The organism is Cyclonatronum proteinivorum (assembly GCF_003353065.1).
In the GTDB taxonomy this organism is placed as follows: domain Bacteria; phylum Bacteroidota; class Rhodothermia; order Balneolales; family Cyclonatronaceae; genus Cyclonatronum; species Cyclonatronum proteinivorum.
Genome location: NZ_CP027806.1, coordinates 1,437,749 through 1,462,065 on the forward strand (window position 1 = coordinate 1,437,749; position 24,317 = coordinate 1,462,065).

Here is a 24,317-nt window from a genome sequence, read left to right on the forward strand (position 1 = left end):
ATTTTTTTGGGGGGGATTTCGAGAACATCACAGTCTTTCGTGGCAGGTCATGAGCTCCCGAATCAAATATGAGGGCATTGCTTTTTTTGTGTGAAGGCAAGAAGGAGGCGCAAAGGTCGCAAAGCGATGAGATTTAGAGGAATTGAGCTATCCTGACGAACAGTGTTTCTATGAATATGCGATTCAGTGATTCTTTAAAACCGGAGTCAGCCAACGTATGTGCCATTCAAGTATAAGCTTGCAATGTTTACTATGCTCAAAAAACCTGCTCAAAGTGAGCAAGAATGCTCGTATCAACTACAATCATGGCCTTCCACGATCAATCGAATTCTGAATTTCTTCAGCTGACAAACTCCCCCTCACTTTTTTTCTCATCATCCGCGCCTGCCGCAAAATTTCATCAGGATAAACACGTCTCGGCTGAACGGACTGCTCCAAATGGTATGAGAGCAGACTTTGGGAGAATGGAAATTTATCCCAAAGCCTGCCTGTGTATAAGGTTTCATTTAGCAAAGCCCAAACCTATCCCGCGCGATCAATAATTTTTTGTGCTTTGAGGATTTCATCCATCACGATGGTGTGGCCCATGTCGGGATAGATTACGGTTTCGACCGAGGCGCCCCGGGATTCGAGCTGTTTGGCGGTTTCGTGCACACGGCTCTCGGGGATGTGGAAATCGTTGTCGCTGCAGCCGAGAAAGACGGGCGTTCCGGCGAAATCGCCGCTGTAGGTCCCGGGATTGATCTGATCTCCGATGAGTCCGCCGCTGAAGCCGATGACACCGCCCCATCGGGCTGCGTTGCGTGCGGCAAATTCTGTGGCAAGACAGGCGCCCTGACTAAATCCCAGCAAAACTATTTGCTCATGGCGTTTTCCTTGTGACAGCAAGTCGTCTGTGATGGTTTTCAGGCTGCTGAGCGCTGAATCGAGCCAGGGCTGATTTTCTTTGGTGGGCCGCATGAAGGAGTAAGGGTACCAGGTGTGGTTCGCGGCCTGAGGCGCGATGAAGGCCGCGTCAACGACATTGAATTCCTGCGCGAGCGTGAGTATGCTCTCCGCGGAAGCCCCGCGTCCGTGAATCATGAGGATGATACGCTCGGCATCAGCAATGCTGCTGCCGGTATGGAATAGATGTTTCGGGTCGTGGAGGGTTTTCATTGTGGTGTGAATTGTTTTTGTATTGAATTTTATTTGTTGCAACAAATAATTCATTCGGATGTGAAATCATTCATCCTGTAGGGTGCTGATACCGGTATTTTGCCGGGTTGCGGAATCAAACAGGATTTGTGGTCCGGGATTGCAGAGACGGCATGGATTGTGTTTCTAATCCAGTGCGACTTTGCCGCTTTGTATTGCGACTTATCCGGCTTGTATTACCCCAGCCCCAAAAAAAGCAAGGGGTTCAAATTATGATTTGGGAACGCTGATCTGCCACGAATGACCGTGATGCTCACGGCGTTTCCCTCAAAAAATAAAAAATGTTCGGAAAGGTCCGGACGGTGCGGCTCAGGCTGAGGGGGTGCCGACATTGTGCATGCAGAGGCCCTGGGCTTTTACGTAGCGGATGTAAACCGGGTGCTCGCGGTCTTCGTCGAGGAAGCGCATGCGTACGATGTGCTGTAGTTCGATGTGCTGCAGCTGATCGGGCGGGATGTCGAAGCGGGCGGCTTGTTCGGGGCTAAGTTTGCGCAGCTCGGTAACTTTTTCGTTGAGGAAATCCATGTATTCGACCGAGGGTTTGCCGTCGCGGAGCCAGTGGAAGATGAGGCTGTAGACGGCGTTGCTCGTGTGACGCATTTGTTCGGCGAGCTCGGGCGGGAGTTTGTCGTGCGGCATGTGGTGCACGAAGATGTAGAGCTGCAGGGCGCGCTCGAACAGTGGTTTTTCGCGGCCTTCAATGCGGATTTCGTAGCGGAGCTCGGGTTTGGAGGCTTTTTTTTGAGCGCTTTTGCTGTCGGCTTTGCGTCGCTTGAAAAATGAAAACATGGTTTTGGACTTGGAGGTCTGTCTCAGGACGTTGGATTGAACGGGTTTCCGTATGATATTGTGGGGGCAACTTACAAAGCTTCGGCCGGATCCCAAAAATGGCGGTCGAGGTCGATGGTGTCTTCGTCGAGAAAGGTGATGTTTTCCTGCCGGAGTAGGGCTTCCATGAGGCCGGGACCGAAGTAGGCTTTGCCGCTGAGCTGTCCGAGCCGGTTGACGACGCGATGGCACGGGAGCTCGGGGCCGTCGGATTTGAGGGTGAGGTTGAGGGCGTAGCCGACCATGCGGGCGCTGCCGCCTATGCCGAGGTAGCGGGCGATGGCGCCGTAGGTGGTGACGCGTCCGTGCGGTATGCGGGCGACGACTTCATAGACGCGGTCGTAAAAATCGGCTTTATCAGGCTTGGCAGTCATCAAGGAGGGCGAGGAGTTCGTCGTAGGTTTCGGGGGTGAGGCGGTTATCGGAGCGGGCAATGCCGGCGGCTACGCGCCCGAGGAGGCGGTAGGCGGCTGAGAGGTCTGTGTCGTCGGTTAGTTCAGGGGAGCCAAGGTTTTGCAGGTGGGCTTTTACGGTAGAGCTGTCTCCCCGGCTTACGGGGCCGGTCAGGGCCGCAGCGGTGCCTTTGGCGAAGAGGTTTTGGAGCGTGCTTTCCATGAGCGGGCGCAGGAGCTGGGTTGCGGGCTTTGACAGGCCGGGTGCAGCGCGCTCAGACAGGGCCGCGAGGGCGACCATATAATTGGAAGCAAAAACGGCTGCGAGGTGGAGCTGTTTTTTCTGTTTGGCATCAACCGTAACGGGCTTGCAGCCCAGGGCGCGGGCGACGCGGGTCAGCTGTGCGGCGACGGGTGCTGCGCCGAGCACGCTTGCGTAAATGCCTTCAAAACTTGCGGCGTCGGCCCCTTCCGGGAAGGTTTGGAGCGGGTGCAGGGATCCGGTTTGGATACCGCGCTCTTGTAGGGGGGTAAGTGGTTCGAGATCGTGTGCCCCGGACAAATGGACTACACAGGCGTCGGGGCCGGCCGTTGGAATGTGGCACAGCTGTTGGGCAAGCGCCGGAAGCGCATCATCGGAAACACACAGGAAGGTCAGTGCTTCAAGGCGCTGCATTTCGGAGATTCCCCCATATTTCGGCGCACCGTTATTTCGTGCTATGCGTTCGGCTTCATCGGTATTTCGCGCAAAAATACCGTTCAAACACAGTTCGCTTGTGCTTGAGCCGGTCAGGGCAGCGGCAAGGGCTTTTGCGACCCTGCCGCTGCCAATGATGGTGCAGTTAAGCTGTTCCTGTGCTTTGCTTTTTGGCATGCTGTGATGGTGGCGGCGTTTCAGGGCGCCGGGTTGGACCGGCTGCGCAGCTGCGCGTAGCCTGACAGGCAAACGGGTTCGCCCGGAGCCGGGATGTACAGGTGCGTTTCCAGCTCCCACTCGGCAGCGGTGAGGCTTCCGGATGATATCGGAGCGCTGTCGGTGATACCGGCATCACCGGTATTCAGGTAGTTCTTGATTCGGGAAAACGATTTGCCGTTGATGTAGTCTTTGAGCTTTTTAAGCTGTTCGGGGGAAGAGCCGGAGGCATCCGCACAGAAAATAATCAGGGCGTTGCGGTCGCGCATGAGTTCGGCGATGGCGTTTGCAAGTTCGCGCACGATGGAAGATTGTGCATGCACGATCTGAATGCTGAGCACGCGAAAATTATCGAGGGTACACTGCAGCATCATCAGGTGTTCATGGATGGCCATGTCGTCGCTGAAGCCGGCGTCGTCGATGTAGAAATCGTCGTCTTCATCGCAAAAATCGTTGCGCAGGGCGTCGTTTACCGCAACTTCGCCGAGGGGTGTTACAAATACGGGTTCGCTAACCATGGGCAACAGCCGGGGGTGATCGCCCGGGAAAGCTTCAATGATGATGACATCGTCGTAGTGCTCACCTTTGATGTTGGCGTAGAGTTTGCACATGGCGTCGAAGTTGAATTCGCGGATGTGACGGCCCGCGAATAGAATGCGCACGCGGTTATCGGCTTGCCGGGTGTATTTGTCGATACCGGCGATGATTTGTTCCCGGGTGTAGGATCGGATACTCATGATAGAATTAAGCGTCGAAGGTCAAATAGGAAGGGGAAATTTCCGGATTACTCATGATGTGGTCTGCGGGGATTTGCTTTCCGCAAAGAACTAAATGGTTGGAATAAGCCGGATTGGATTTTTTAAAACATCCTTAAATATAAGGAGGCTTTTGCTGCAAAGATGCATAGACCGAATGATTCAGGCTTAACAGCGTGTTATTCGGTAAGCTTATAAATATTAAGCACTTGAAGAAATATGTGTAAGCCCAAAAAAGGTTTCATCGGGCGGCTTTGAAAATTTCCCGCCGGTTTTGCTGCCAAGTCAGCCCGTTCGGACAGGTCGTGGTTTTTAGCCCGCATTATTCACCAAGAAATTTTCTTGCTGGCAAGGCGAAGATGAAAACTCAGCGGAGGGGTACCCAAGTACCCTGAGCAGGAGTTTTCAGCTTCAACGCCGCCAGCGGGGAAATTTCGCAGTCTTTACACCACACTCAAATTTGGGCTACTGAGGTTTTTCATTAGGCCAAATTTAAACATACATTTAGCAAATAAAACTAGTTTATTAGTGAATAATGCGGGCTAGGGATGTTCAACAGCGAGGGCAATCCGAAATTCCCGCCACATGAAGCTCACGGTGAGCGCCTGAAGCGGCGTGCCGTCTGCACGGACGGTTTTGCACAGGTAGTAATGATCGCCCGCAGGACTAACGGAAACCGCCCGCATGGGGTGTCGCAGACCGGTGCCGGTCATTTTGAGGAAAGCTTCCTTGAGGGTCCAGAGTTTGAGCGGGGGCAGCTGGTTTTCAAATGCCGCGTCTTCAGCGGATCGTATACGGGCAAGGAGGCGTTCAGGGACCTTACGGGCAGCGGGTTCGGTGTCAAGACCGATTTGGGGTCCGGTGGAGAGGGCTATGAGTAATAGTCCGCGGGTATGACTTACCGAAATCGGAAAGCTCCCCGAGTCGGTTTGCAGAAAAGGTTTTCCGCCAGCCAAATGACCGATAACTGCGCTATGGGTGTCCTGACCTGCATCGTGGAGGAGTTCATAGAGTAGTTGCTGCCTGCAATCGGGGCTGTCCGGCTGTGTGCTCCCGGCAATCCTGACAAGGGGGTTTCCGGCAGATCCTGGTTTGTAGCGGAAAAGGATACTCAAATCGGCTTCAGAATTTCGTATTTTGCAAAGTTAATCCGCCCGACTGCGCAGCACCCGTATTTTTGCGGGGAAATGTATGGTCAGAAGGCGGATTACTAATCTACCTTTTTTAAAGCACTTTTTTGCTGTTCTATGGAGTCAAACGGATCGCGCTGGTCCCGCTTGTTTATTTTACTTGGTGCCGGGGTCTGGCTCGGCGGTTTTATCATGCTGGGCTATGGTGTGGCCCCGGTTAATTTTGGTATTGCGCAGCAATGGGAGCTGGATGGCATGAATCCGGCCATGCCCGAACAGCCGGTTTCGTACCGTACGATTGGCGGTGAGCTGACGGGTACGAGTATCGTGCGGCTGAACGTCATGGAATCTTTCAGCCTGTTTTTAATCGTAATCGGCATGGTACTCGCCTGGAATACGCGAAGCGCAACCGACCGCAATCTCATTATCCGTACCGTGCTGGTACTGATTGCCGTGGGCGCCTTCTATTATTATGCTGTACGTGTAGGCGGCAGGCTTACGGAATTGCGCACGACCGTCCCCATAGATTTTTCCGTTACGGAAAGCGCGATGAAAAGCGCGGCACATCTGGAGTTTGACCGACTTCATCAGACCTATACCCGTGTTGCCGGATTTACGATGGGGGTACTCTTTGTGCTGTTTGGTCTGACGATTTTTGATCAGTCCCCGGCTGATAAAGCCAGTAAAACGAAATCCTGAGACATTTGTAGTTCACAGCGCCGGCCTGCGGAACCCGGGCATTTGTAAACGGGTTTGGCTGTGCGTGTTTCTATCTAATATTTAAAGTTTATGAGCAAAGAAAAGCCCGAGTTATCACAACACGAACTGGAAGCGCAGCGCCGTGAAAAACTGCGACTGCTTATCGAAAAAGGGATTAATCCCTACCCGAATGAATATGAGGTGACCCACACAACCGCTGACGCAAAAGCGCATCAGGACGAATGGGTCGTTGAGGGAGAAGCCGGTGCGGGGCATCAGCGGATTTCGCTTGCCGGGCGTATGATGACCCGGCGCATCATGGGCAAGGCGGCATTCTTCAACCTGCAGGACAGCGAAGGCGTGCTGCAGGTGTACATCACCCGGGACGATCTGCCGGAGGGCTACTACAATGAAGTGTTCAAGAAGCTGATTGACCTTGGGGATATTGTTGGGGTCAAAGGTTTTCTGTTCAAAACCCGAACCGGGGAGCTGACGCTTCATGCGGAGGCCTTCACCCTGCTCACAAAAGTCATCAGGCCATTGCCGGTTGCCAAGGAAGCCGAAGAAGACGGCAAGAAGGTGACCTACAGTGCTTTTTCGGACAAAGAGCTACGGTATAGACAGCGCTATGTGGATCTTGTCGTGAATCCGCATGTGCGGGATGTGTTTCGCAAGCGCAGCAAAATGATTGCCGTAATGCGCGATATGATGACAGAGCGCGGCTACCTTGAGGTTGAAACCCCGATTCTGCAGCCGATTTACGGCGGGGCTTCTGCGCGGCCGTTTGTGACGCATCACAACACGCTCGATATGCAGCTTTATTTGCGCGTTGCCAACGAGCTCTATCTCAAGCGCCTGATCGTAGGCGGCTTCGACGGTGTGTTTGAGTTTGCGAAGGATTTCCGGAATGAAGGCATGAGCCGGTTCCATAATCCGGAGTTTACGCAGGTTGAACTGTACGTGGCTTACAAAGATTATAACTGGATGATGGACTTCGTGGAGGAAATGCTGGAGAAAGTCGCGCTTGAACTGCATGGGTCGACAAAAGTGCAGGTGGGCAGCCACGAAATTGATTTCCAAAAAGGATGGCGGCGGGTTACCATGTTTGACGCCATTGAGGAACAGACAGGGCACAATCTCTTTGGTCTGGACGTACCCGAACTGCGCAAAATTGCGGCATCTCTGAAAGTTGGCACAGACGACACCATGGGTGCAGGCAAAATTATTGATGAGATTTTCGGCGAGCATGTAGAGCCTAAGCTGATCCAGCCGACTTTCATCACCGATTACCCGATTGAGATGAGTCCGCTTGCCAAAAAACACCGCAGTAAAGAAGGATTGGTAGAGCGCTTTGAGCTGATTTGCAACGGAAAGGAAGTCTGCAACGCTTTTACCGAGCTCAACGACCCGATTGATCAGCGCAATCGCCTGGAAGAACAGGCGCGGCTGCGTGCAGACGGAGACGATGAAGCGATGTCGGTAGATGAAGACTTTCTGCGTGCGCTCGAATACGGCATGCCCCCAACGGTGGGCCTTGGCGTAGGCATTGACCGCCTGGCAATGATTATGACCAATCAGGAATCCATCCGGGATGTACTGTTTTTTCCCCACATGCGTCCGGAACATGCAGGCTGATTTGTTAATTGAAAAACCATTTTAATTAGAATTGTTAACAATTGCCTGTAACGATCAGTTAAGCTTCAAATCAAGCCTAAAATAAAGTGAAACCGATGGAATAAAGCGTTTTGGGGTAGTTTTTTGATTTTATCACAGAACTGCCCCATAAAAAGTCTCATTCAGCAATTTTAATGTCACAATAGTTGTGTTATATAGTTGCTATGTAAGTGAACATTTAATAAATTAGTATTGTATAGTGTTCGGAATAGGCATTTCGGTTCATTTATCTTATGTTCTACAAGCCTGACTCCGACAGTAATTACAAACGGGTCCACAAAAAACAAAACAAACAATACAAGAAGATGGCAAATACCTACAAGTCCAGATTAAAGCCCTACGTGGCTGGGTTGCTTGCACTGCTGATATTCAGTCCGGCAGTCGCAATAGCTCAGTTTCCAGGGGGAGATGGGTCTCAAAACGATCCATTCCAAATTGAAGATGCTCAGCAACTCTCTGATGTGAGAAATGACATCAGCCTCGGAGTTTATTATAAGTTGATACAGGACATCACATTTGATGGTTCTGATGTTTGGGAACCTATTGGTTCGGCAAGCCAACCTTTCCTGGCAAATTTTGACGGAGGTGGTTTTACGATATCAGGTCTTCAAATTAATGACACTACAGGCGGTAATGAAAGCGGCCTTTTTGGAATAATTGGCAATGGGGGTAAAGTTACAAATCTGGTACTCTCAGATGTAAATATTAATTTACCAAATGCTGTAAGTGTAGGTGCTCTTGCAGGCGGTGCCACCGATAATGCAACAATCACGCACATTACAGTATCATCAGGTACTATAGTAGGTTTTGAGAATGTTGGCGGAATCATCGGAAGAATCCGTGGCGGTTCAACTACATTCGCTGATAATACCTCAGCAGCTACCGTAATAGGAAGTGAAAGAGTTGGCGGTGTAGCTGGTATAATGCGTGTGACTCGAATTGAAAGATGCTCGTCAACTGGTGTCGTTCAATTGGATGCCGGTGGTGCTGGCGACATTGGTGGTTTGGTTGGTTTTATGAACGATGTAACAAGAGTGCGTGAGTCTTACAGCTCTGCACAAGTTATTATGTCAAACTCAAACGGTGGTCTTTTAAGAGGCGCTGGCGGTCTTGTTGGTGCTATCGTCGATGGTACAACCGAAGTGATCAACACTTATGCGACCGGAACACTTACTGTAGATGACCGTTCTATGAACGATCTAAGTATTGGTGGCTTGGTAGGAAGAATGGAAGGTGGAAAAATTGTTAATTCCTATGCATCAAATATTTTTGATTTTGACGCTCATCTACTTCGTTCGAGAACAGGTGGCTTGATAGGTTCATTTTCAGCAACACTTCCTATTTCTGCTGTACAAAGTTCATACTGGAATGAAGATGTTTCCGGCCTTGCAAGTCGTACGCCTGATGCGGGAACCAACCGTACCACCGATCAAATGAAAATTCGTTCAAAATTTGTGAATAATGGTTGGAATTTTGATACCGTATGGCAAAACAGCAGAGCCACTTCGATGCCATATTTGCGCAATGTAAGTCAAACAATCATTGCTGGCCCTGAGATTGGAGCCATTAGCGATCAGGAAGCCTGGAGACATCTCGGTACATCATTAACCGGTGTGACCTACGATAACTTATTGCATCCTATATGGACGCAAGGTGTTCCCGGATCAGATAACCCTGGTTCAGCGAACCCAAACATTTTCACATATAATTCAACAACAAATGAATGGGTAGCGCTGCAGGATATGGCTGATGAAATCCCAATTGGTTCCGGCTTTGCAGTATATGTTTATTCAGCTGATTTTGACGGACAGCCAATAAATGATCAGGGATTCCCTAAGAGTTTACTCGTTGAAGGCGCCAAAATTTCTGACGATATAATAAGACCGATTAATACACTAAGAAACGGTTGGACCTTCTTGTCTAACAGCTTTTTGTTTCCGGTATTATGGGAAGACATTTTTGCTGCCAATGATGTCAGATTAGATCCTGTAGTTTATGTATACGACCCGCGCGTAACTGAGCCAAGTTACAGAGTTTGGAATGGTGAAACTGGCGCTGGTGATTTGGCACTTAATGGATTTATCTCCCCGTTCCAGGGTTTCTTTGTGAAAACTGCCAGAAGTGGAAGCGGCAACCAGGTAACACTCCCAGCTTCAGCTCAAAGACCAGACAGAAACTCTAACCTGCTCACAAGAAATCCGTCAGACTTTTTGGCTACATTAAATCTGAATGCGAAACTTGTAGGTCAGGAACGTGAGCGTAATCTCATGGTTGTTTTCAGTGAAACAGAGACCTCCAATGGATTAGCTTTAGCACCAATGGATGGTGTATCATATGTTGAGTTTGCTGTCCTAGATGAAGAAATCGGAACGCTGAATCGTATGTTCAATGCATCCTCACCCGAGGGAACGTACAATTTCCCTATTGTCCTCAGAAACCTGGAATTCGAAAACAACGGTTGGTTTGAGTACTCCGGTGAGTTTAATCTGTCATGGAGCGGTCTTGATGATTTTCCTGCGGACTGGGAGTTTACATTAACAGATACGCAGACTGGCGAGGTAACAGACCTAAGAACTAACGAAATCATTACAGTTAACACAACTGTTATGCAGGTTTCTGATAGCCCCGCTGTTGAATGGAATCTGAGCCCGACACCCGTAACCGCATCTGTAACTGATTCCAGATTCATTCTTACAGTTGTTGCCGGCGCACCTGTAAGCATTGGGGAAGGTCTTGAGTCTCCAACTCAAATTACACTTGAACAAAATTACCCCAATCCGTTCAACCCAACTACAAGCATACGTTACACGTTGAATGCTTCTTCTGATGTCAGACTTGATGTATTTAATCTGATGGGTCAGCGTGTTGCTTCACTTCAAGATGGATTCCAGCAGGCTGGTACACACACGGTATCTTTTGACGGCTCTCAGCTTTCAAGTGGTGTGTATGTTTACAGACTGCAAGCCGGTGGTCAAACTCTTACCAGAAAAATGACCTTAGTCAAATAAGGTTGCGGGACTTTGGTAACATGTTTTGCCATAGCAAGTTTAATTCTGATCAAACAATTTATCTAAATTTTTTAGCGACATGAAGAAAGAAACATATGAAAAACCATCGCTGAAGTGCACTGAATTTGATTCAAGAACTTCATGTGTATTGATGTCATTACCTCCATCAGGGCCACCGGCTCCACCAACAGGGCCGACACCTCCTCCGCAGGAGTTCTAAAGCACTAATAGCTTCATTTGCTTAGAAAAGAAAAGGCAGTATTCATTTGAATACTGCCTTTTCGCGTTTTGGGGTAGGGAGTGGAAATATTGAATAGCTAAGTTTTCTACACTTCAGATATGCGGCTAAACTACAAGATTAGCATTCAGCTATGCGTCTTCCCAGAGTTCAGAACGGATTAAGTCTGCGCTCCTCGCATTCATTTCGTAGGTTATTACTTTTCTTTTTCTGTCGGGAATAGCTGCTTCAACCGCTCGTGCACAACCCGGCGTATATAGCACGATATCCGCTTTGTATGCGAGGGAAGGCAAGCTGCGGCTTTCAATTTTGAAGCTTTCGAATTTCAGGGCAGAATGGAAAGCTGATCGAATCTGTGATTCTAAATGAGGAAGGCTTTCCTGCTCTCGCGCGAGTAGAACCGCTGTTTCAAGTCCTGTACGCTCTGCTAAGGATACAATTAGTTCATAGTTAAGGCTGTATATAAACGGAATAACGCGGGCTTCATCTGATTCAGATAAGAAATTACTGTAAAAATGTATAGGGGTGAGGAGTGCGTCGTACTGAACGAGAGTACCCGGGCTGTCGGGTGTTATGGGTTCTGACTTCACGCCAACTTCTTTGCTGATACATCCCGATAGCATTTGTGCAAGTTCCATGGTAGGTCCGACGGTCGCACAGCGCTGTATGCGTTCGGGCCAGTCCATGAAATTGAGCTGTTCATGAAACAAGGTTTCAATTTCTTCTTCATTCAGACCGTAGCCTATCAGTTCTTCAAGTACGAGACGGAATTTTGTCGCCCCTTTTTCAAGCCTTTCTGATTTATCCAATTTTGTGGCAGGGCTGCAGACTATATAGCCCCGCTGCTGACTCTCAAGCAAGCCTTCTTCAGCAAGCAACTGATAGGCTTTACGAACGGTGTGAAAGCTTGCTTCAAGTTGTTTTCCCAGCACCCGCGTTGAGGGAAGGACTTCACCGACCTGGAACTGACGCGTAGCGATCAGAAGACGAATGCGGTCTGCAATGTGTTTGGAGGATTTCATGCGGGGCGGGAAGCTAAAGAATGCTGCGTGAAATAGTACAGGAGGGGCGTCGGGTTTAAGTTGTGTATTCAGCGTTGATGCGCACATACTCGTAACTGAGGTCACAGCCCCAGCCTTTAGCTTCGGCTTCACCCTGATTGAAGTGCAGCGTGATGGCGATTTCAGTAGATCGCATGAGCCGCTTAAGTTCGTTCAGGTTTACCCGGAGCGGCTGACCGCCTTTCAGAATCTGAATTTCAGTGTCGGCGCTGATATATAAATCGGTTTTGTCGGGATCAAAACTGACACCGGCCCGGCCGGCAGCCGCGACGATGCGGCCCCAGTTGGGGTCACGTCCGAATAAGGCTGTTTTGACAAGGGCAGAGTCAGATACTGTCCGGATGATTTGACGGGCCTGATCTTTCGCAGCGAGTCCTTTCACCCTGTACTCAATAAGCTTCGATGCCCCTTCCCCGTCGGAGACAATCATGCGCGCAAGGTGTTCACACAGTTCAAACAGTTTGGTTTTAAAGAGTGCATAGGATTCATCTTTTTCCGTGATCTCTTCATTGCCCGCCGCGCCGTTGGAAAGAATGGCAACCATGTCGTTGGTTGAAGTGTCTCCATCAACCGTAATCATATTAAAGGTGTCGTTTACGACTTCCCCCAGCATTTCCTGCAGTAATTCCGGCTTGATGGCTGCGTCACACATAATAAAACCCAGCATTGTGCCCATATTGGGGTGTATCATCCCGGATCCTTTGGCGACAGCCCCCATATTGATTTCGGTATCGCCCAGTCGGAAGCGAACGAAGCCTTCCTTCGGAAAAGTGTCGGTTGTGAGGATAGCACTTGCAAGCAGGGAACCTGCAACTTTACGGCTCGTTAGCTTAGCGGCATTTTCCCTGATTCCGGCAACAATCTTTTCGGTTGGCAGCTCACGGCCAATCACTCCGGTTGATGCAACCAGGATCTGTTCCCGCGGAATGTTTAGTTCTTCCGAAACGGCGGCAATCATAGCCTGAGCGCCGATATAGCCCTGTTTTCCGGTACAGGCATTGGCGTTACCGGAGTTGATGACAATGGCCTGAATCCGGCCGTTTTTGATATGCTCCCTGCATATTTTGATGGGTTCCGCTACGACCACGTTGCGCGTAAAAACAGCCGCAGCTGAGGCAGGCTTATCAGACACGATGAGCCCAAGGTCTCGGCGTTTGCTTTTAACACCCGTATGGGCTCCCCAATACCGAAAGCCGCGTACATTAGTTATGTTTTCCATAGGTGAATTTCAGGGACAAACCGGACTTTCTGTTAGTCCCGTAGTTTCCTTCAGATTGTTAATAAGGTTCATATTCTGCACAGCCTGACCCGCGGCACCTTTCATCAGGTTATCAATAGCACTGAGGGTGATGATTCGATTGGTGCGAGGATCGTACGAGGCATAAATATCACAAAAATTTGACGCCCGAACAAAGCGAAGCTGCGGCGAATCCGATCTTAACCGGATAAAATATTCTTCGCCATAATAGCTGTGATAGAGTTCAGAGAGTGCTTCCGGACTAATGGTTTTCTTACATGTACTGTAAGTTGCGGTTAAAATACCGCGGTTTACAGGTAGCAAATGCGGGGTAAACTGTGCAATGACATCCTGACCGGTAAAGCGTTGTACGGTTTGTTCAATCTCGGGACTATGCCGGTGCGTTTGCATGCCGTATGCGCTAAAATTGTCGTACGCATGCGGGAAGTGCGTATTTGCTTTCGGTGAAATTCCTGCACCGGTAATGCCCGACTTTGCGTCGATCACCACGGAATCAGGTTCTATGAGCTTCTCATTCACAAGTGGTGCGAGGGGCAGAATGGCGGAGGTAGGATAGCAACCCGGGTTTGCAATGAGCTGCGCGCTCTGAATCTGATCCCGGAAGAGCTCCGGAAGCCCGTAGGCTGCCTGTGCGCTGAGGGCTGGCATTACGTGTTTGGTCTGATACCATTTCTCATACAGGGCAGTATCTGTCATGCGGAAGTCCCCGGATAAATCAATCACTTTGCAGGGCAGGGGATGATGTTTTTCAACAAAAAGCATGGAGACGCGATGGGGAAGTGCAAGGAAAAGGGTGTCAAGCTCATCCAAGTCTATTTCTTCAAGGGGTTTCAGCCGGATTTGGGTAAGGTTCTGCAACTGAGGGTGCAGCTCATGCAGCCACATACCGGCGTTACGCTCTGAGCTTACCCCCATGAGTTCAACGTTCGGGTGACGCAACAGCAATCGGACAAGTTCTGCACCTGTATAACCGCTTGCTCCGGCTATGGCAACTTTAATTTTGGTAGCACTCATAAAAATTTGGGAATTTCATTGATCTCAGGCAAAAAAACACAAAGAACAGCGGGAAAACATGCTGTCCTTTGTGTTTTGCGCTGACTCATATTAAAAATTAATCTGCAATTTCAGCGCTTTCACGCTGAGCGCGTCTTTCCGCAGCGATCGCTTCAACCATGACGTCAACAACGGTATCGAGTTCTTCGCGACTGATGTTAAGCGCGGGTACAAGGCGTACGACATTGGTTGCTGTGACATTCGCTATTACACCATTTTCGAGCATACGCAGGGCTACGCCTGAAGCTTCGAAATTAAGCTGAACGCCTGTCATAAGGCCAAGGCCCCGGACTTCGCTTATACCCGCTTCACCTGGCATTTCCATACGAATTCGGTCCCGTAGCCATTTGCCGTTTTCTTGCGCCATGCGAAGCATATTTTCGTCGAAAATGGCTTCAATCGTAGCAAGTCCGGCACAGCATGCAAGGGGGTTGCCGCCAAAAGTTGTGCCGTGCTTGCCGTACTCGATCACTTCTGCGACTTCTTCCGTAGCGATAAAGGCGCCTATCGGGAATCCGCCGCCCAGCCCCTTCGCCATGCAAACAACATCCGGCACGATGTCAAAATGCTCGTAGGCAAAGAACTTGCCGGTACGTCCAATGCCGCACTGAATCTCATCAAAAATCAGCAATGCTTTGTATTCGTAGCAAAGGGCGCTTAGCTGATTGATGAATGCTTTATCGGCCACATGGATACCACCTTCACCCTGAATGGGTTCGATAAACACGGCTACCGTGTCGTCGTTGATTACAGCTTCAGCTGCCTGAATATCGTTGAACGGAATTTGGGTAAAACCCGGCAGCATGGGTTCAAAACCTTGCTGATATTTTGGCTGTCCCATCGCCAGTGCACCGAGCGTGCGGCCGTGAAACGCGCCCTTAAAGGAGATGATGTCTCCTTTTTTACCGGTTTTATTGGCATACCGCTTGGCGAGTTTTAAAGCGCCTTCAATGGCTTCTGTGCCGCTGTTACAGAAAAATACGCGGTCGTGATTGCTGAGATCTACAAGTTTTTGCGCGAGTTCAACCTGCTGGGGGGTCGTGAAAAAATTTGACGTATGAATGATCTCCCCGGCTTGTTTTCGGATGGCCGCAACAACGGAGGGGTGACAGTGCCCGACATTGTTTACAGCTATGCCTGCCAGCGCGTCGATGTACGTCTTTCCTTCCGTATCCACGACCTTCGAGCCTTCTCCCTTAACCAGGGTGACAGGATATCGCTTGTACGTTTTGAAGTGAACTTCGGTATCAAGTTGATGATGTGATTTTTCTGACATATCGTAAGGGAAATAGCTTCAGTTCAGGGTTATGCGGGTACCGGCCGTGTTCTGATGGATTTGGGCCAGGTTAAATGAATCCGGCTTTGTTCCATTAAAAATGAAGGCCGATTTGGCGCCGTGTTTCAGGGCAAATATAACAGATTCCAGTTTGGGCAGCATGCCGCCGCTTGCTTTATTGCTGCAAAATGTTTGCAGTTTTTCAAGGGTGATGTCTTTGAGACGCGAATCCGGATCCGGCCAGTGTTCAAACAATCCGTCAACATCTGTAAGACTGATGTAAGCTTCGGCATTCAATGCGGCCGCTACAGCACCTGCAAGGGCGTCTGCATTTATGTTGTAATCGAGCTCGTCAGGTCCCTGTGCTACGGGAGAGAGCACTGGCAAAAAGTCAGATTGCAGGAGTAGATGAATAAGCTCCGGGTCAAAGCGAACAATGTCGCCAACCTGACCGATATCGGTTTGCACTTCTTTTCCATTTGTAATGCTGAGATGATAGCGGCGCCTGACTTGGGTCATGTATCCGTCTTTGGCCGACAGACCCACAGCTTTGGCACCGTTCTTATTCAGTAGCCGTACCAGTGTGCCATTTACTTCACCCCGCAGGGCAAGCTGTACGTAGTACATGGTTTCGGGAGTTGTTTTACGATGTCCCCCGATGAATTCACTTTGGACGCTTCCAAGGGCAAGTAGCTTTTTGATCTCGGGACCACCACCGTGGACAAGTACTATTTTGTGACCAAGCTGATGGTGATCTGCAATTTTTTTAAGCAATTGGTCCTGCAGTTCGGGATTCGACATGGCGTTGCCGCCATACTTAATCACAAATATGCCGGACGTGTGATTTAAATCAGATGAATTCAAGGGCGAAAATAATTTTGGACTGAGTTGTGATTTAGCGTACTAAATTTGAATAAATCAGATATTTAAAGAATGCCATAAGGTAGTGTACTTATCGCTGATTTGCAGGTGATTTAAGTGATCTTAACACGCTTTAAAAGGAATAATGATTTGTTCCGATGAGAAGCGCTGATTGGTTTGCTTTTAGTTTGTATACAGGAGGAGATCGCGAAACGATGATGGTTTTGGTATGAGCAGCCCGGGTTAAGCAAACGAATTTCATGAGAAACATTGCCATTTTTTGGGAGTTGTTCGGAATCATGGGAGGTAAAGTCGGCTAAATACAAGAAAAATAATGCTGTGTTCTGAAACGGGTGCGATGTTGAGAATTCCTAAAAAAGTGTTGCGTTAGGGCTCGTTAATGTGTTATATTTGAGGCCTACCAAATAAGACAAGCGAGAATAGCTCAGCTGGTAGAGCACAACCTTGCCAAGGTTGGGGTCGCGGGTTCGAGTCCCGTTTCTCGCTCACTCGAAAAAGCCGATTTTGCCTATAAAAGCGCAGAATCGGCTTTTTTGTTTTTCGGGTACCGGACATTTCCCTGCACCTGACCTGCACCCAATCAGGCTTAGAAAAGGCCGCAAAACGTCATTTTTGAAAATTGACATAAAAATTGGCTTTTCATGCCGTCGTGCCGAAAAATCGGGCTTTACTCTTAGTGTGAGGTGCTGGTTTTATGTGAAGAGCTCAACTTTGTAACCCGGAGCGGCTTAACATTACATGGGTTTTGTTGAGATTTTTCAGTGTCAGCCCGCTATTGGACTAATGTGCACAAGTTCAGCTTTAAAAGCGGGTTGATATGCAGATAGCTGAGCTACTTCCCCAAAAAGCAAGGGACTCATCTTAGGTTTGGGGTCTTACGATCTGCCACGAAAGACCGTGATGTTCACGGAGTTTCCCCCAAAAAAATAAAACCCTGTATCAGCGGTGCAGCTGGTTCAGGATTGGTTGGGTTTTTTTGCATAAAGGGGTGCTGGCTGTGCTTATAAATCAGATGAAGACTGTAGGTGGTTTTTTCGGACGTTTGTTTTCAAATTCAAAAAGAGGTCTGATTAATCCGTATATTTAACTTTCGTAATATTCACATGACACTAACGGGCAGATATGTCGGATAAACCGAGCGATTACTGCGGTATTTTTGGTATTTACAATCATCCGGAAGCCGCTGCAATGACCTATTACGGACTGCATGCATTGCAGCACAGGGGTCAGGAATCCGCTGGAATTGTAAGTTCTGTTTTTGATGAGGAGCGCGGGCATTATGTGATGCCGATGCATAAAGATTTCGGCCTTGTGCTGAATGTCTTCGAGGACAAGAAAATTTTTACGGATAAGCTTCGAGGGCTCAAGGCAATCGGGCATAACCGGTACTCGACATCCGGCTCATCTTCAAATCCGGCGAATATTCAGCCGTTTCGTGTGCATTACCGGAACGGGAATCTTGCGCTGGCGCATAATGGTAATCTGACGAATGCACCATCGCTGCGTCAGCGATTCATCAATGAGGGGATACTTTTTCAGAGTACGTCTGACACAGAGCTTATTCTGCACCTGATTTCTCACAGTCTTAAGACCGGGCAGTTTGAGCAAATTATGGATGCGCTGCGGCAAATTGAAGGCGCATACTGTTTGGTGATTCAAACGGATGACGCACTTATTGCGGTGCGTGATCCCAATGGTTTCCGGCCCCTTGCGCTTGGCCGTCTGGGAGACGCGTTTGTTGTAGCAAGTGAAACCTGTGCCTTTGATATCATCGGTGCTGAGTATGTGCGCGATATTGCGCCGGGCGAAGTGCTCGTTATTGATGATGAAGCTATTGAAACCGCCAAGCCCGCTTCCTACATGCTGCCGCGTAAACCCGGAACTGATACGGCAGGCTGTGTTTTTGAATATGTTTATTTCTCGCGGCCCGACAGCCGTATTTTTGGTGAAAATGTTGATAAGGTTCGCCGGCAGATCGGCAAGCACCTGGCGCGTGAACACCGTATTCCGGATATTATCAGGTCTGAATCGGATAAAAAGCCCATTGTAATTTCAGTGCCGGACAGTAGCAATACGGCCGCGCTTGGGTATGCAGGCGAAAGCCGGAAGCTGGGGTATGACTGTAAGTTTGAAATAGGCCTGATCAGGAATCACTATGTTGGCCGTACCTTTATAGCGCCGGGGCAGGAGTCCAGGCAGTTTAAGGTTCGGACGAAATTCAATCCGGTTCGTGGTGTTATAGAAGATCGTATCGTTTTGATCGTGGATGATTCTATCGTGCGTGGCACTACAAGCCGCATGCTTATTGATATGATCCGCAAGTGCAACCCAAAAGAAATACACTTTCTGGTCAGTTCGCCGCCTATAATAGAGCCGTGTTTTTACGGGATGGATTTCCCGAGCCCTGATGAGCTTATTGCCAATAAATTCGACCGGGATGTTTCACGTATTGCGCGTGAGCTGGGTGTTGACAGCCTGCATTACTTGTCGCCACAGGGACTTATTGAAGCTGTAAAAGAAGCCAATGAAGGCAAGCTTAATTATTGCAGCGCCTGTTTTACAGGTAAATATCCTGTTCCTGTAGAAGCGCAGATGGGTAAGGAAGCCAACGAACTGGTCTGAACCAAGAACCCTTATGAAAGCGAACAACAGATTTGAGAAAGAGCCAAATCAGGACTACGTAACACAGTTCACGAAAGCTGAATTTGTGTTGTCAGCCCCCAAACTTACGTTTTGTCCGGAGGATAATCTTCCGGAGTTTTGCCTTGCAGGCCGTTCTAATGTGGGGAAATCTTCTATTGTAAATGCCCTTACGAATCAGAGTAAGCTGGCTAAGACAAGCAATGTGCCGGGCAAAACGCGTGAAATGAATTATTTCAGGATAAATGACAGCTGGTATCTGGTTGATCTGCCCGGCTACGGCTACGCGAAGGTTTCCAAAAAAGAACAGCAGCGGTGGGGGCAGGCCATGACAGAGTATTTGCTTAAACGACAGCAGCTGTGTTTGGTGTTAATTGTGCTTGATATTCGCCATAAACCGCACGAAAGCGATCTCGATTTTATGTTTTGGCTTGCTGAAAATGCGATTCCGTTTGCCAATGTGTTTAATAAGGCAGATAAGGTTGGCAAAAAGCATCACCATGACGCTCTTGTTTCCCTGAAAGAGCTGCATGAGGAAATGAATATTGAGGTACCGGTTATAAGTATCTCGGCTCAGAAAAAAGACGGCTTAACCGATTTGGAAAATCTGATTACTGAGTTTATCGATGACGTGCCGGAAGCCTGATTAATCCTGCGGTGAAGGCATTTTCTTATATAGTTGCATCATTCCAATCTGTGACAGCACAGACTTCATTCTAAACACCTAAACCAAGCTATGAGTAACAAACCCAAAGTACTATTACTTGATAATATAGATCCTGTTAGCGCCGAAATTTTAGCCGGGCGCGGCATTAACGGCGAGTTGTATGCCAAGTTAACCCCGGCTGAGCTGGAAGCACACATTAAAGACGCGGCGGGAATTGTCGTAAGAAGCGCAACACAAGTTGATGAAGCGCTTCTGGCCAAGGCTCCAAAGTTAAAAGTTGTAGGCCGTGCCGGCGTAGGCGTCGATAATATTGATATACAGGCTGCAACCCGTCGAGGAGTGCTCGTCATGAATACACCTGACGGCAATACCATTTCTACCGCTGAGCACGCCTGCGGCTTAATTCTTTCTCTGGTCAGAAATATTCCGAATGCTGTAGAGTCATTGAAGGCCGGGCGGTGGGACCGTAAGAAGTACCTTGGTACAGAAGTACATGGTAAAACGCTGGGTGTTGTGGGTCTTGGAAAAATTGGTTCAGGGGTCGCGCAGCGGATGCTGGCTTTTGGCATGCATGTCGTCGGTTTTGATCCGTACATGACCAATGAGCGTGCCCGCGAGCTTGGGATTAAGCTTGTGGATATGGATGAGCTTTATGCTTCATCTGATATTATTACCGTACATACGCCGCTTACAGATAAAACCCGTAACCTGATTTCAAAAGAACAGGCCCCCAAGCTTAAGAAGGGGGTGAAGCTGGTAAATTGTGCCCGTGGGGGAATCTTTAATGAGGCTGATTTGCTGGATATGCTGAATGATGGTACGGTATCGGAACTTGCGCTGGATGTGTACAGTACTGAACCGCCTACAGACGATATGCGGGCTTTGCTGGAGCATCCACACGTAGTATGTACGCCGCATTTAGGCGCTTCAACCGAGGAGGCGCAGGAAAAGGTTGCCGTTCAGATCGCACATCAGCTTGCGGACGCGCTCGAACTTAAGGATTTCAAAGGAAGCATTAACGGGAAGTCTATTGCGCTGTCCACAAATGCTGAGCTGCAGCCCTACTTAAAGCTTGCTGAGCAGCTGGGTCGTTTCTGCATTCAGCTCGCAGGCTGGAACGTAAAAGAGCTTACGATCGAATATACGGGCAAGTGCGGCACACATGCGGAAGTACTGACCGACGCATTTCTTGCGGGCTACCTGCATCAGGTTGATGAGGCTCCGGTAAACCTGATTAATTCACGCTACCTTGCAGACGGGAAGGGCATCAAAATCAGAGAAATTAAGGAGAGCTCTTCCGGCACCTTCTCAGAACTCATGACCGTTCACATTGGCGGAGCTGAAGCCTTCTCGCGCGTTTCAGGCGCCGTATTCGGAGATTCTGATTACCGGGTAGTAGGTATCAACAGCCTTCAGATTGAAGTGCAGCTGCAGGGCAACCTGATTATCTATAAAAATGTGGATAAGCCGGGTATGCTTGCTGCGGTCAGTTCCAAGCTTGCAGAAAATGATATCAACATTGCGTCTCTTAGTTTGGGGCGAAACCCTGCAAACATGCGTGCAATCACAGCTATTGCGATTGATAAGCCCGCTGAAAAGACAATACTTGAGGAAATGGCTTCCGTAGATGGGGTAGAATACCTTACGCCAATTTCGCTCTGATAGAAAGCGCTGTTCCTGTTAACCAAAAGCACCCTTGTTTCCTAAGCGGGGGTGCTTTTTTTATGCACAAAAAAAGCCCTTCTGTTTCAAAACAGAAGGGCTTAAGCTCGAATTCGAAATGGGGATGATTACTTTTCAGTGATAGCTAATCGGGAACAGTTTAGTTTGTTCTTCTGATATCCTGATACTGTGAGCTTAAGTGAGCAGGACGCGGGAATGTTACCACGAAAGCGTCACTAAAGCTGGACTGAGCGGTTCTCAGAACGTTTGCAGTTTCAGGGAAACGGTTGAATACACCAACGCGGACTTCATAGAACTGACGGCGCTGTGTGATCAATACCATCTGAGCAGGATTATCTACTACGCCCTGAAGCTCACGAATTAAGGTTTGGCGAACGCCTTGTGCCTGAGCAAGGGTAAGACCGGCAAATACCTGGACATAATGTCCGTCGTCAAGAACCTGGGTGAGGCCACGTTCGTCGGTAGTCATAGTTGTGCGTGTTTCACGCTCTCTTTCACGGTCACGCATGGTTTCCTGCATTTCTGCAAACTGAGTTTCGAGGTCAGAGATACGAGTCTCATGATCGTCAGCGCGGTTTTCCAGTGTAGAGGTTCTTGCTTCGAGATTGCTCATGTCATCGCCCTGTGCAGCAAGCTGACGCTCAAGGTCATCCATACGGGTATGGAGGGCCATGAGTCTGTTGAAATCTTCTTCGTAGAGATCCATTGGAGCGGGTCTCCATGACATGTGACGCGCTTCACTCTCACCAAAATGGAAACGAAGACCGCCAAAGAGTGAACCGTAGGTGATGGTTTTTCTGTCATTATTGCTGCGAAGTACGCGTGAAATTGCGTTATCAGGAGCCGCTCTGAAATCATACTGCAAGAAGAAGTCGATTCCGTTCGTAACTCTGATGTTTGCTCCTGCACCAATCACACCTACCAAATTGACACCTGAATCATCAGCGGTTAGGGCCGTTGGGGTTCCTGGATTTCTGGTGCGTTCAAAATCATAGTACTGAATACCTGCACCCAAAGAGATATAGGGAGAAAAGTTGCTCCACACCCGATTTAAACCGAGAATGTAATTTAAATTGTAATTGGTTCTGAAGGTAAAGTCAAGTACCGTTGACTCATAAATTGAGTTGAAGCTTTGGTTTGAGCCATTTTCGAATTGCTGAAACTGTCCAAGTATTTCTAAGGTCAAAGCAGGCGTAAGGGCATATCCAAAACTTGCACCGAAGGCTGCTTTATTCTTGTTGTCTACTTCAACACTTCCAAGAGGTCCGGCTCTGAAAGCAGAATTTGTAAGGGTTAAACCTCCGTGAACGGAGAGGGTAGCACGTCTCTCATTGTCAAAATCTTGGGCTGAAGCGTCGTTCATGAACCCAGGGAAATTGAGTGTAATTGCTAATAAAGCAGTTATGAATATTGAAGATTTCATAGTATGATAAGTTTAGGTTCGAGCTTAGGTTAGTCAAATATAATCTATTCATAAGCTATTTGAAAATCCTGCTCTTGGTTAATTTAGTGTAACTGATTGCTGTTGATATAATCTTAAACTGAATAAAAATATGAATTTACATAATTTGCAAGAAACTGATGTTCGCATTCAGCTATTAAATAGGTTAAAAGAACGAATTATTGCGGCGAAATCAAATGTAGCTGAAGCACTAATGGCGGATTTAGGTAAACCTTCAGAGGAAGCCGAAGTTACTGAAATTATACCGGTTATATCAGAGCTCAGACACATCGTGAAAAACCTGCAATCATGGGTACTGCCCAAAAAGGTCAATAAATCACTGCTGCATCTTACAGCTGATTCGTACATACTGTACAAGCCTAAAGGAAATGTACTGATTTTATCCCCTTGGAATTATCCGTTTAACCTGGTGATTAGTCCGCTTGCGTATGCAATTTCTGCCGGAAACAGAGTTACGATAAAGCCGTCTGAGTTTACAAAAAACACAAACAGGGTTCTGAAGCAGATAGTTTCAGCATGCTTGCCTTCCGAAATCTGCTCATTTGTTGAAGGGGATGCAGCTGTTGCCGCGGAACTAACCTCACAGCCATGGGATCATATTTTTTTCACGGGAAGCCCCGCAGTTGGCAAAAAAGTGATGATGGCCGCTGCGCAAAATCTTGTTCCTGTAACCCTTGAATTGGGCGGGAAATCTCCTTGTATAGTAACTGAAAATGCTGATCTTGAAAAAGCTGCGCGGCGTGTTGCGTGGGGGAAATTCACCAATTGCGGACAAACCTGTATTGCGCCAGATTACTTACTCGTTCATAAAAATATTTACGATACATTTCTCGGATTACTCAAGTCAGAACTACAAACCCTTTATCCACAGGCCTGTCTTGGTCGTCAGGATGATTCGGGTTATGGAAGAATCATTCACCAATCGCATTTTTTGAGACTTAAGGAATTACTTGATGAGGCTACTGACAAAGGTGCAAAGCATTTGTTGCCTTATTTTTTTGATGCGGATGACAAGTTTATGAGTCCGGTTGTTTTGGAGCTTAATCAAAAACATGATTCCTTAAGGCTCATGGAAGAAGAAATTTTCGGTCCGTTGCTGCCTGTATTTTCATGGCAAAACGACGATGATATTACACCTTTTCTGAAGCGACATTCCAAGCCTCTTGCGGCCTACATTTTTAGCAGAAGTTCAAAAGAAGCTCGATTTTGGCGTAACCGGATTAATACAGGCGGGTTTGTGATCAATGATGTTTTAAGTCATTTTGCCCACAACAACCTTCCTTTTGGAGGCAACGGAAGCAGCGGGCACGGACGCAGCCATGGGTTCTTTGGTTTCAGAGAATTTTCAATAGAGATGGCTGTGTTGGAAAGTGGCCCGGGGCCGTCGGGTGCTGAGTTGGTTGGGCCGCCTTACACCGACCTGAAAAGAAAAATTATAAATACAGCATTAAAGCTGGTCTGAATGAACTTTAACCCCGTAAATCTACCACACAGAATTTTT

At 48.3% G+C, this 24,317-nt stretch carries 19 protein-coding genes and 1 tRNA gene; 8 read left to right on the top strand and 12 right to left on the bottom strand.

Features of this window, described 5'->3' with window-relative positions; translation table 11 throughout:
* Nucleotides 1-522 precede the first annotated feature (522 nt).
* The 6 genes from CYPRO_RS05650 to CYPRO_RS05675 form a co-directional block, all read right to left on the bottom strand.
* Nucleotides 523-1,158 carry an alpha/beta hydrolase gene (locus tag CYPRO_RS05650; RefSeq protein WP_114983678.1) on the bottom strand — a complete coding sequence of 212 codons (636 nt, stop codon included), beginning with the start codon at nucleotides 1,156-1,158 and terminating at the stop codon, nucleotides 523-525.
* A gap of 348 nt (nucleotides 1,159-1,506) precedes the next feature.
* Complete coding sequence (locus tag CYPRO_RS05655) at nucleotides 1,507-1,986, bottom strand: hypothetical protein (RefSeq protein WP_114983679.1); 480 nt, start codon at nucleotides 1,984-1,986, stop codon at nucleotides 1,507-1,509.
* 71 nt (nucleotides 1,987-2,057) lie between these two features.
* Nucleotides 2,058-2,399: an MGMT family protein gene (locus CYPRO_RS05660; protein WP_114983680.1), complete on the bottom strand. Its 342-nt coding sequence runs from the start codon at nucleotides 2,397-2,399 to the stop codon at nucleotides 2,058-2,060.
* Nucleotides 2,383-3,291, bottom strand: a complete 909-nt coding sequence (locus tag CYPRO_RS05665; protein WP_114983681.1) for a Rossmann-like and DUF2520 domain-containing protein — start codon at nucleotides 3,289-3,291, stop codon at nucleotides 2,383-2,385. The genes CYPRO_RS05660 and CYPRO_RS05665 overlap by 17 nt, the downstream gene beginning before the upstream one ends.
* Before the next feature lie 20 nt (nucleotides 3,292-3,311).
* Nucleotides 3,312-4,067 (bottom strand): AmmeMemoRadiSam system protein B, encoded by a 756-nt coding sequence (gene amrB, locus CYPRO_RS05670; protein WP_114983682.1) that lies wholly within the window; start codon nucleotides 4,065-4,067, stop codon nucleotides 3,312-3,314.
* 560 nt (nucleotides 4,068-4,627) lie between these two features.
* A complete protein-coding gene (locus CYPRO_RS05675) occupies nucleotides 4,628-5,200 on the bottom strand; it encodes a 4'-phosphopantetheinyl transferase family protein (protein ID WP_164682573.1) in 573 nt (190 codons plus the stop codon).
* Between the two features lie 132 nt (nucleotides 5,201-5,332).
* On the opposite strand from CYPRO_RS05675, the gene CYPRO_RS05680 reads away from it, so the two are divergent.
* From CYPRO_RS05680 to CYPRO_RS05690, 3 genes are all read left to right on the top strand, one after another.
* Nucleotides 5,333-5,914 (top strand): hypothetical protein, encoded by a 582-nt coding sequence (locus CYPRO_RS05680; protein ID WP_114983684.1) that lies wholly within the window; start codon nucleotides 5,333-5,335, stop codon nucleotides 5,912-5,914.
* A gap of 90 nt (nucleotides 5,915-6,004) precedes the next feature.
* Nucleotides 6,005-7,549, top strand: coding sequence for a lysine--tRNA ligase (gene lysS / locus CYPRO_RS05685; RefSeq protein WP_114983685.1), 1,545 nt, complete (start codon nucleotides 6,005-6,007; stop codon nucleotides 7,547-7,549).
* A 272-nt stretch (nucleotides 7,550-7,821) separates the two neighbouring features.
* Complete coding sequence (locus CYPRO_RS05690; RefSeq protein ID WP_114983686.1) at nucleotides 7,822-10,596, top strand: T9SS type A sorting domain-containing protein; 2,775 nt, start codon at nucleotides 7,822-7,824, stop codon at nucleotides 10,594-10,596.
* 369 nt (nucleotides 10,597-10,965) lie between these two features.
* Here the strand turns inward: CYPRO_RS05690 and CYPRO_RS05695 are convergent, their stop codons facing one another.
* The 5 genes from CYPRO_RS05695 to argB all read right to left on the bottom strand — a co-directional run bounded on the left by CYPRO_RS05695 (nucleotide 10,966) and on the right by argB (nucleotide 16,346).
* Complete coding sequence (locus CYPRO_RS05695) at nucleotides 10,966-11,856, bottom strand: GntR family transcriptional regulator (protein ID WP_164682575.1); 891 nt, start codon at nucleotides 11,854-11,856, stop codon at nucleotides 10,966-10,968.
* Nucleotides 11,857-11,911: 55 nt separating this feature from the next.
* A complete protein-coding gene (argJ, locus tag CYPRO_RS05700; RefSeq protein WP_114983688.1) occupies nucleotides 11,912-13,114 on the bottom strand; it encodes a bifunctional glutamate N-acetyltransferase/amino-acid acetyltransferase ArgJ in 1,203 nt (400 codons plus the stop codon).
* A 9-nt stretch (nucleotides 13,115-13,123) separates the two neighbouring features.
* Complete coding sequence (gene argC, locus CYPRO_RS05705; protein WP_114983689.1) at nucleotides 13,124-14,167, bottom strand: N-acetyl-gamma-glutamyl-phosphate reductase; 1,044 nt, start codon at nucleotides 14,165-14,167, stop codon at nucleotides 13,124-13,126.
* A 97-nt stretch (nucleotides 14,168-14,264) separates the two neighbouring features.
* The gene (locus tag CYPRO_RS05710; protein ID WP_114983690.1) at nucleotides 14,265-15,482 is read right to left on the bottom strand and encodes an aspartate aminotransferase family protein; all 1,218 of its coding nucleotides are present in this window, start codon (nucleotides 15,480-15,482) and stop codon (nucleotides 14,265-14,267) included.
* Between the two features lie 18 nt (nucleotides 15,483-15,500).
* The gene (gene argB / locus CYPRO_RS05715) at nucleotides 15,501-16,346 is read right to left on the bottom strand and encodes an acetylglutamate kinase (protein ID WP_114983691.1); all 846 of its coding nucleotides are present in this window, start codon (nucleotides 16,344-16,346) and stop codon (nucleotides 15,501-15,503) included.
* A gap of 431 nt (nucleotides 16,347-16,777) precedes the next feature.
* On the opposite strand from argB, the gene CYPRO_RS05720 reads away from it, so the two are divergent.
* From CYPRO_RS05720 to serA, 4 genes are all read left to right on the top strand, one after another.
* Nucleotides 16,778-16,850, top strand: a tRNA-Gly gene (locus CYPRO_RS05720).
* Between the two features lie 636 nt (nucleotides 16,851-17,486).
* Nucleotides 17,487-18,986, top strand: a complete 1,500-nt coding sequence (gene purF, locus CYPRO_RS05725) for an amidophosphoribosyltransferase (RefSeq protein ID WP_114983692.1) — start codon at nucleotides 17,487-17,489, stop codon at nucleotides 18,984-18,986.
* A 13-nt stretch (nucleotides 18,987-18,999) separates the two neighbouring features.
* Nucleotides 19,000-19,650, top strand: a complete 651-nt coding sequence (yihA, locus tag CYPRO_RS05730) for a ribosome biogenesis GTP-binding protein YihA/YsxC (protein ID WP_114983693.1) — start codon at nucleotides 19,000-19,002, stop codon at nucleotides 19,648-19,650.
* A gap of 90 nt (nucleotides 19,651-19,740) precedes the next feature.
* Entirely contained in the window at nucleotides 19,741-21,333 is a 1,593-nt protein-coding gene (gene serA, locus CYPRO_RS05735) for a phosphoglycerate dehydrogenase (protein ID WP_114983694.1), read from the top strand.
* A 160-nt stretch (nucleotides 21,334-21,493) separates the two neighbouring features.
* On the opposite strand, the gene CYPRO_RS05740 is transcribed toward serA, so the two are convergent.
* Nucleotides 21,494-22,777 carry an outer membrane protein gene (locus CYPRO_RS05740; RefSeq protein WP_114983695.1) on the bottom strand — a complete coding sequence of 428 codons (1,284 nt, stop codon included), beginning with the start codon at nucleotides 22,775-22,777 and terminating at the stop codon, nucleotides 21,494-21,496.
* 130 nt (nucleotides 22,778-22,907) lie between these two features.
* Here CYPRO_RS05740 and CYPRO_RS05745 point away from each other — a divergent pair, with 130 nt between their 5' ends.
* Nucleotides 22,908-24,278 (top strand): aldehyde dehydrogenase family protein, encoded by a 1,371-nt coding sequence (locus CYPRO_RS05745; RefSeq protein WP_114983696.1) that lies wholly within the window; start codon nucleotides 22,908-22,910, stop codon nucleotides 24,276-24,278.
* The last annotated feature ends 39 nt before the right edge of the window (nucleotides 24,279-24,317 follow it).

Excerpts from the sequence above, each read along its gene's own strand:
- argJ (WP_114983688.1), bottom strand. The coding sequence starts at position 13,114 with ATGGAAAACATAACTAATGTACGCGGCTTTCGGTATTGGGGAGCCCAT.
- CYPRO_RS05690 (WP_114983686.1), top strand. The coding sequence starts at position 7,822 with ATGTTCTACAAGCCTGACTCCGACAGTAATTACAAACGGGTCCACAAA.
- purF (WP_114983692.1), top strand. The coding sequence starts at position 17,487 with ATGTCGGATAAACCGAGCGATTACTGCGGTATTTTTGGTATTTACAAT.
- yihA (WP_114983693.1), top strand. The coding sequence starts at position 19,000 with ATGAAAGCGAACAACAGATTTGAGAAAGAGCCAAATCAGGACTACGTA.
- lysS (WP_114983685.1), top strand. The coding sequence starts at position 6,005 with ATGAGCAAAGAAAAGCCCGAGTTATCACAACACGAACTGGAAGCGCAG.
- CYPRO_RS05695 (WP_164682575.1), bottom strand. The coding sequence starts at position 11,856 with ATGAAATCCTCCAAACACATTGCAGACCGCATTCGTCTTCTGATCGCT.
- amrB (WP_114983682.1), bottom strand. The coding sequence starts at position 4,067 with ATGAGTATCCGATCCTACACCCGGGAACAAATCATCGCCGGTATCGAC.
- CYPRO_RS05710 (WP_114983690.1), bottom strand. The coding sequence starts at position 15,482 with ATGTCAGAAAAATCACATCATCAACTTGATACCGAAGTTCACTTCAAA.
- CYPRO_RS05650 (WP_114983678.1), bottom strand. The coding sequence starts at position 1,158 with ATGAAAACCCTCCACGACCCGAAACATCTATTCCATACCGGCAGCAGC.
- CYPRO_RS05745 (WP_114983696.1), top strand. The coding sequence starts at position 22,908 with ATGAATTTACATAATTTGCAAGAAACTGATGTTCGCATTCAGCTATTA.
- serA (WP_114983694.1), top strand. The coding sequence starts at position 19,741 with ATGAGTAACAAACCCAAAGTACTATTACTTGATAATATAGATCCTGTT.
- CYPRO_RS05660 (WP_114983680.1), bottom strand. The coding sequence starts at position 2,399 with ATGACTGCCAAGCCTGATAAAGCCGATTTTTACGACCGCGTCTATGAA.
- CYPRO_RS05655 (WP_114983679.1), bottom strand. The coding sequence starts at position 1,986 with ATGTTTTCATTTTTCAAGCGACGCAAAGCCGACAGCAAAAGCGCTCAA.
- CYPRO_RS05680 (WP_114983684.1), top strand. The coding sequence starts at position 5,333 with ATGGAGTCAAACGGATCGCGCTGGTCCCGCTTGTTTATTTTACTTGGT.
- argC (WP_114983689.1), bottom strand. The coding sequence starts at position 14,167 with ATGAGTGCTACCAAAATTAAAGTTGCCATAGCCGGAGCAAGCGGTTAT.
- CYPRO_RS05740 (WP_114983695.1), bottom strand. The coding sequence starts at position 22,777 with ATGAAATCTTCAATATTCATAACTGCTTTATTAGCAATTACACTCAAT.
- CYPRO_RS05665 (WP_114983681.1), bottom strand. The coding sequence starts at position 3,291 with ATGCCAAAAAGCAAAGCACAGGAACAGCTTAACTGCACCATCATTGGC.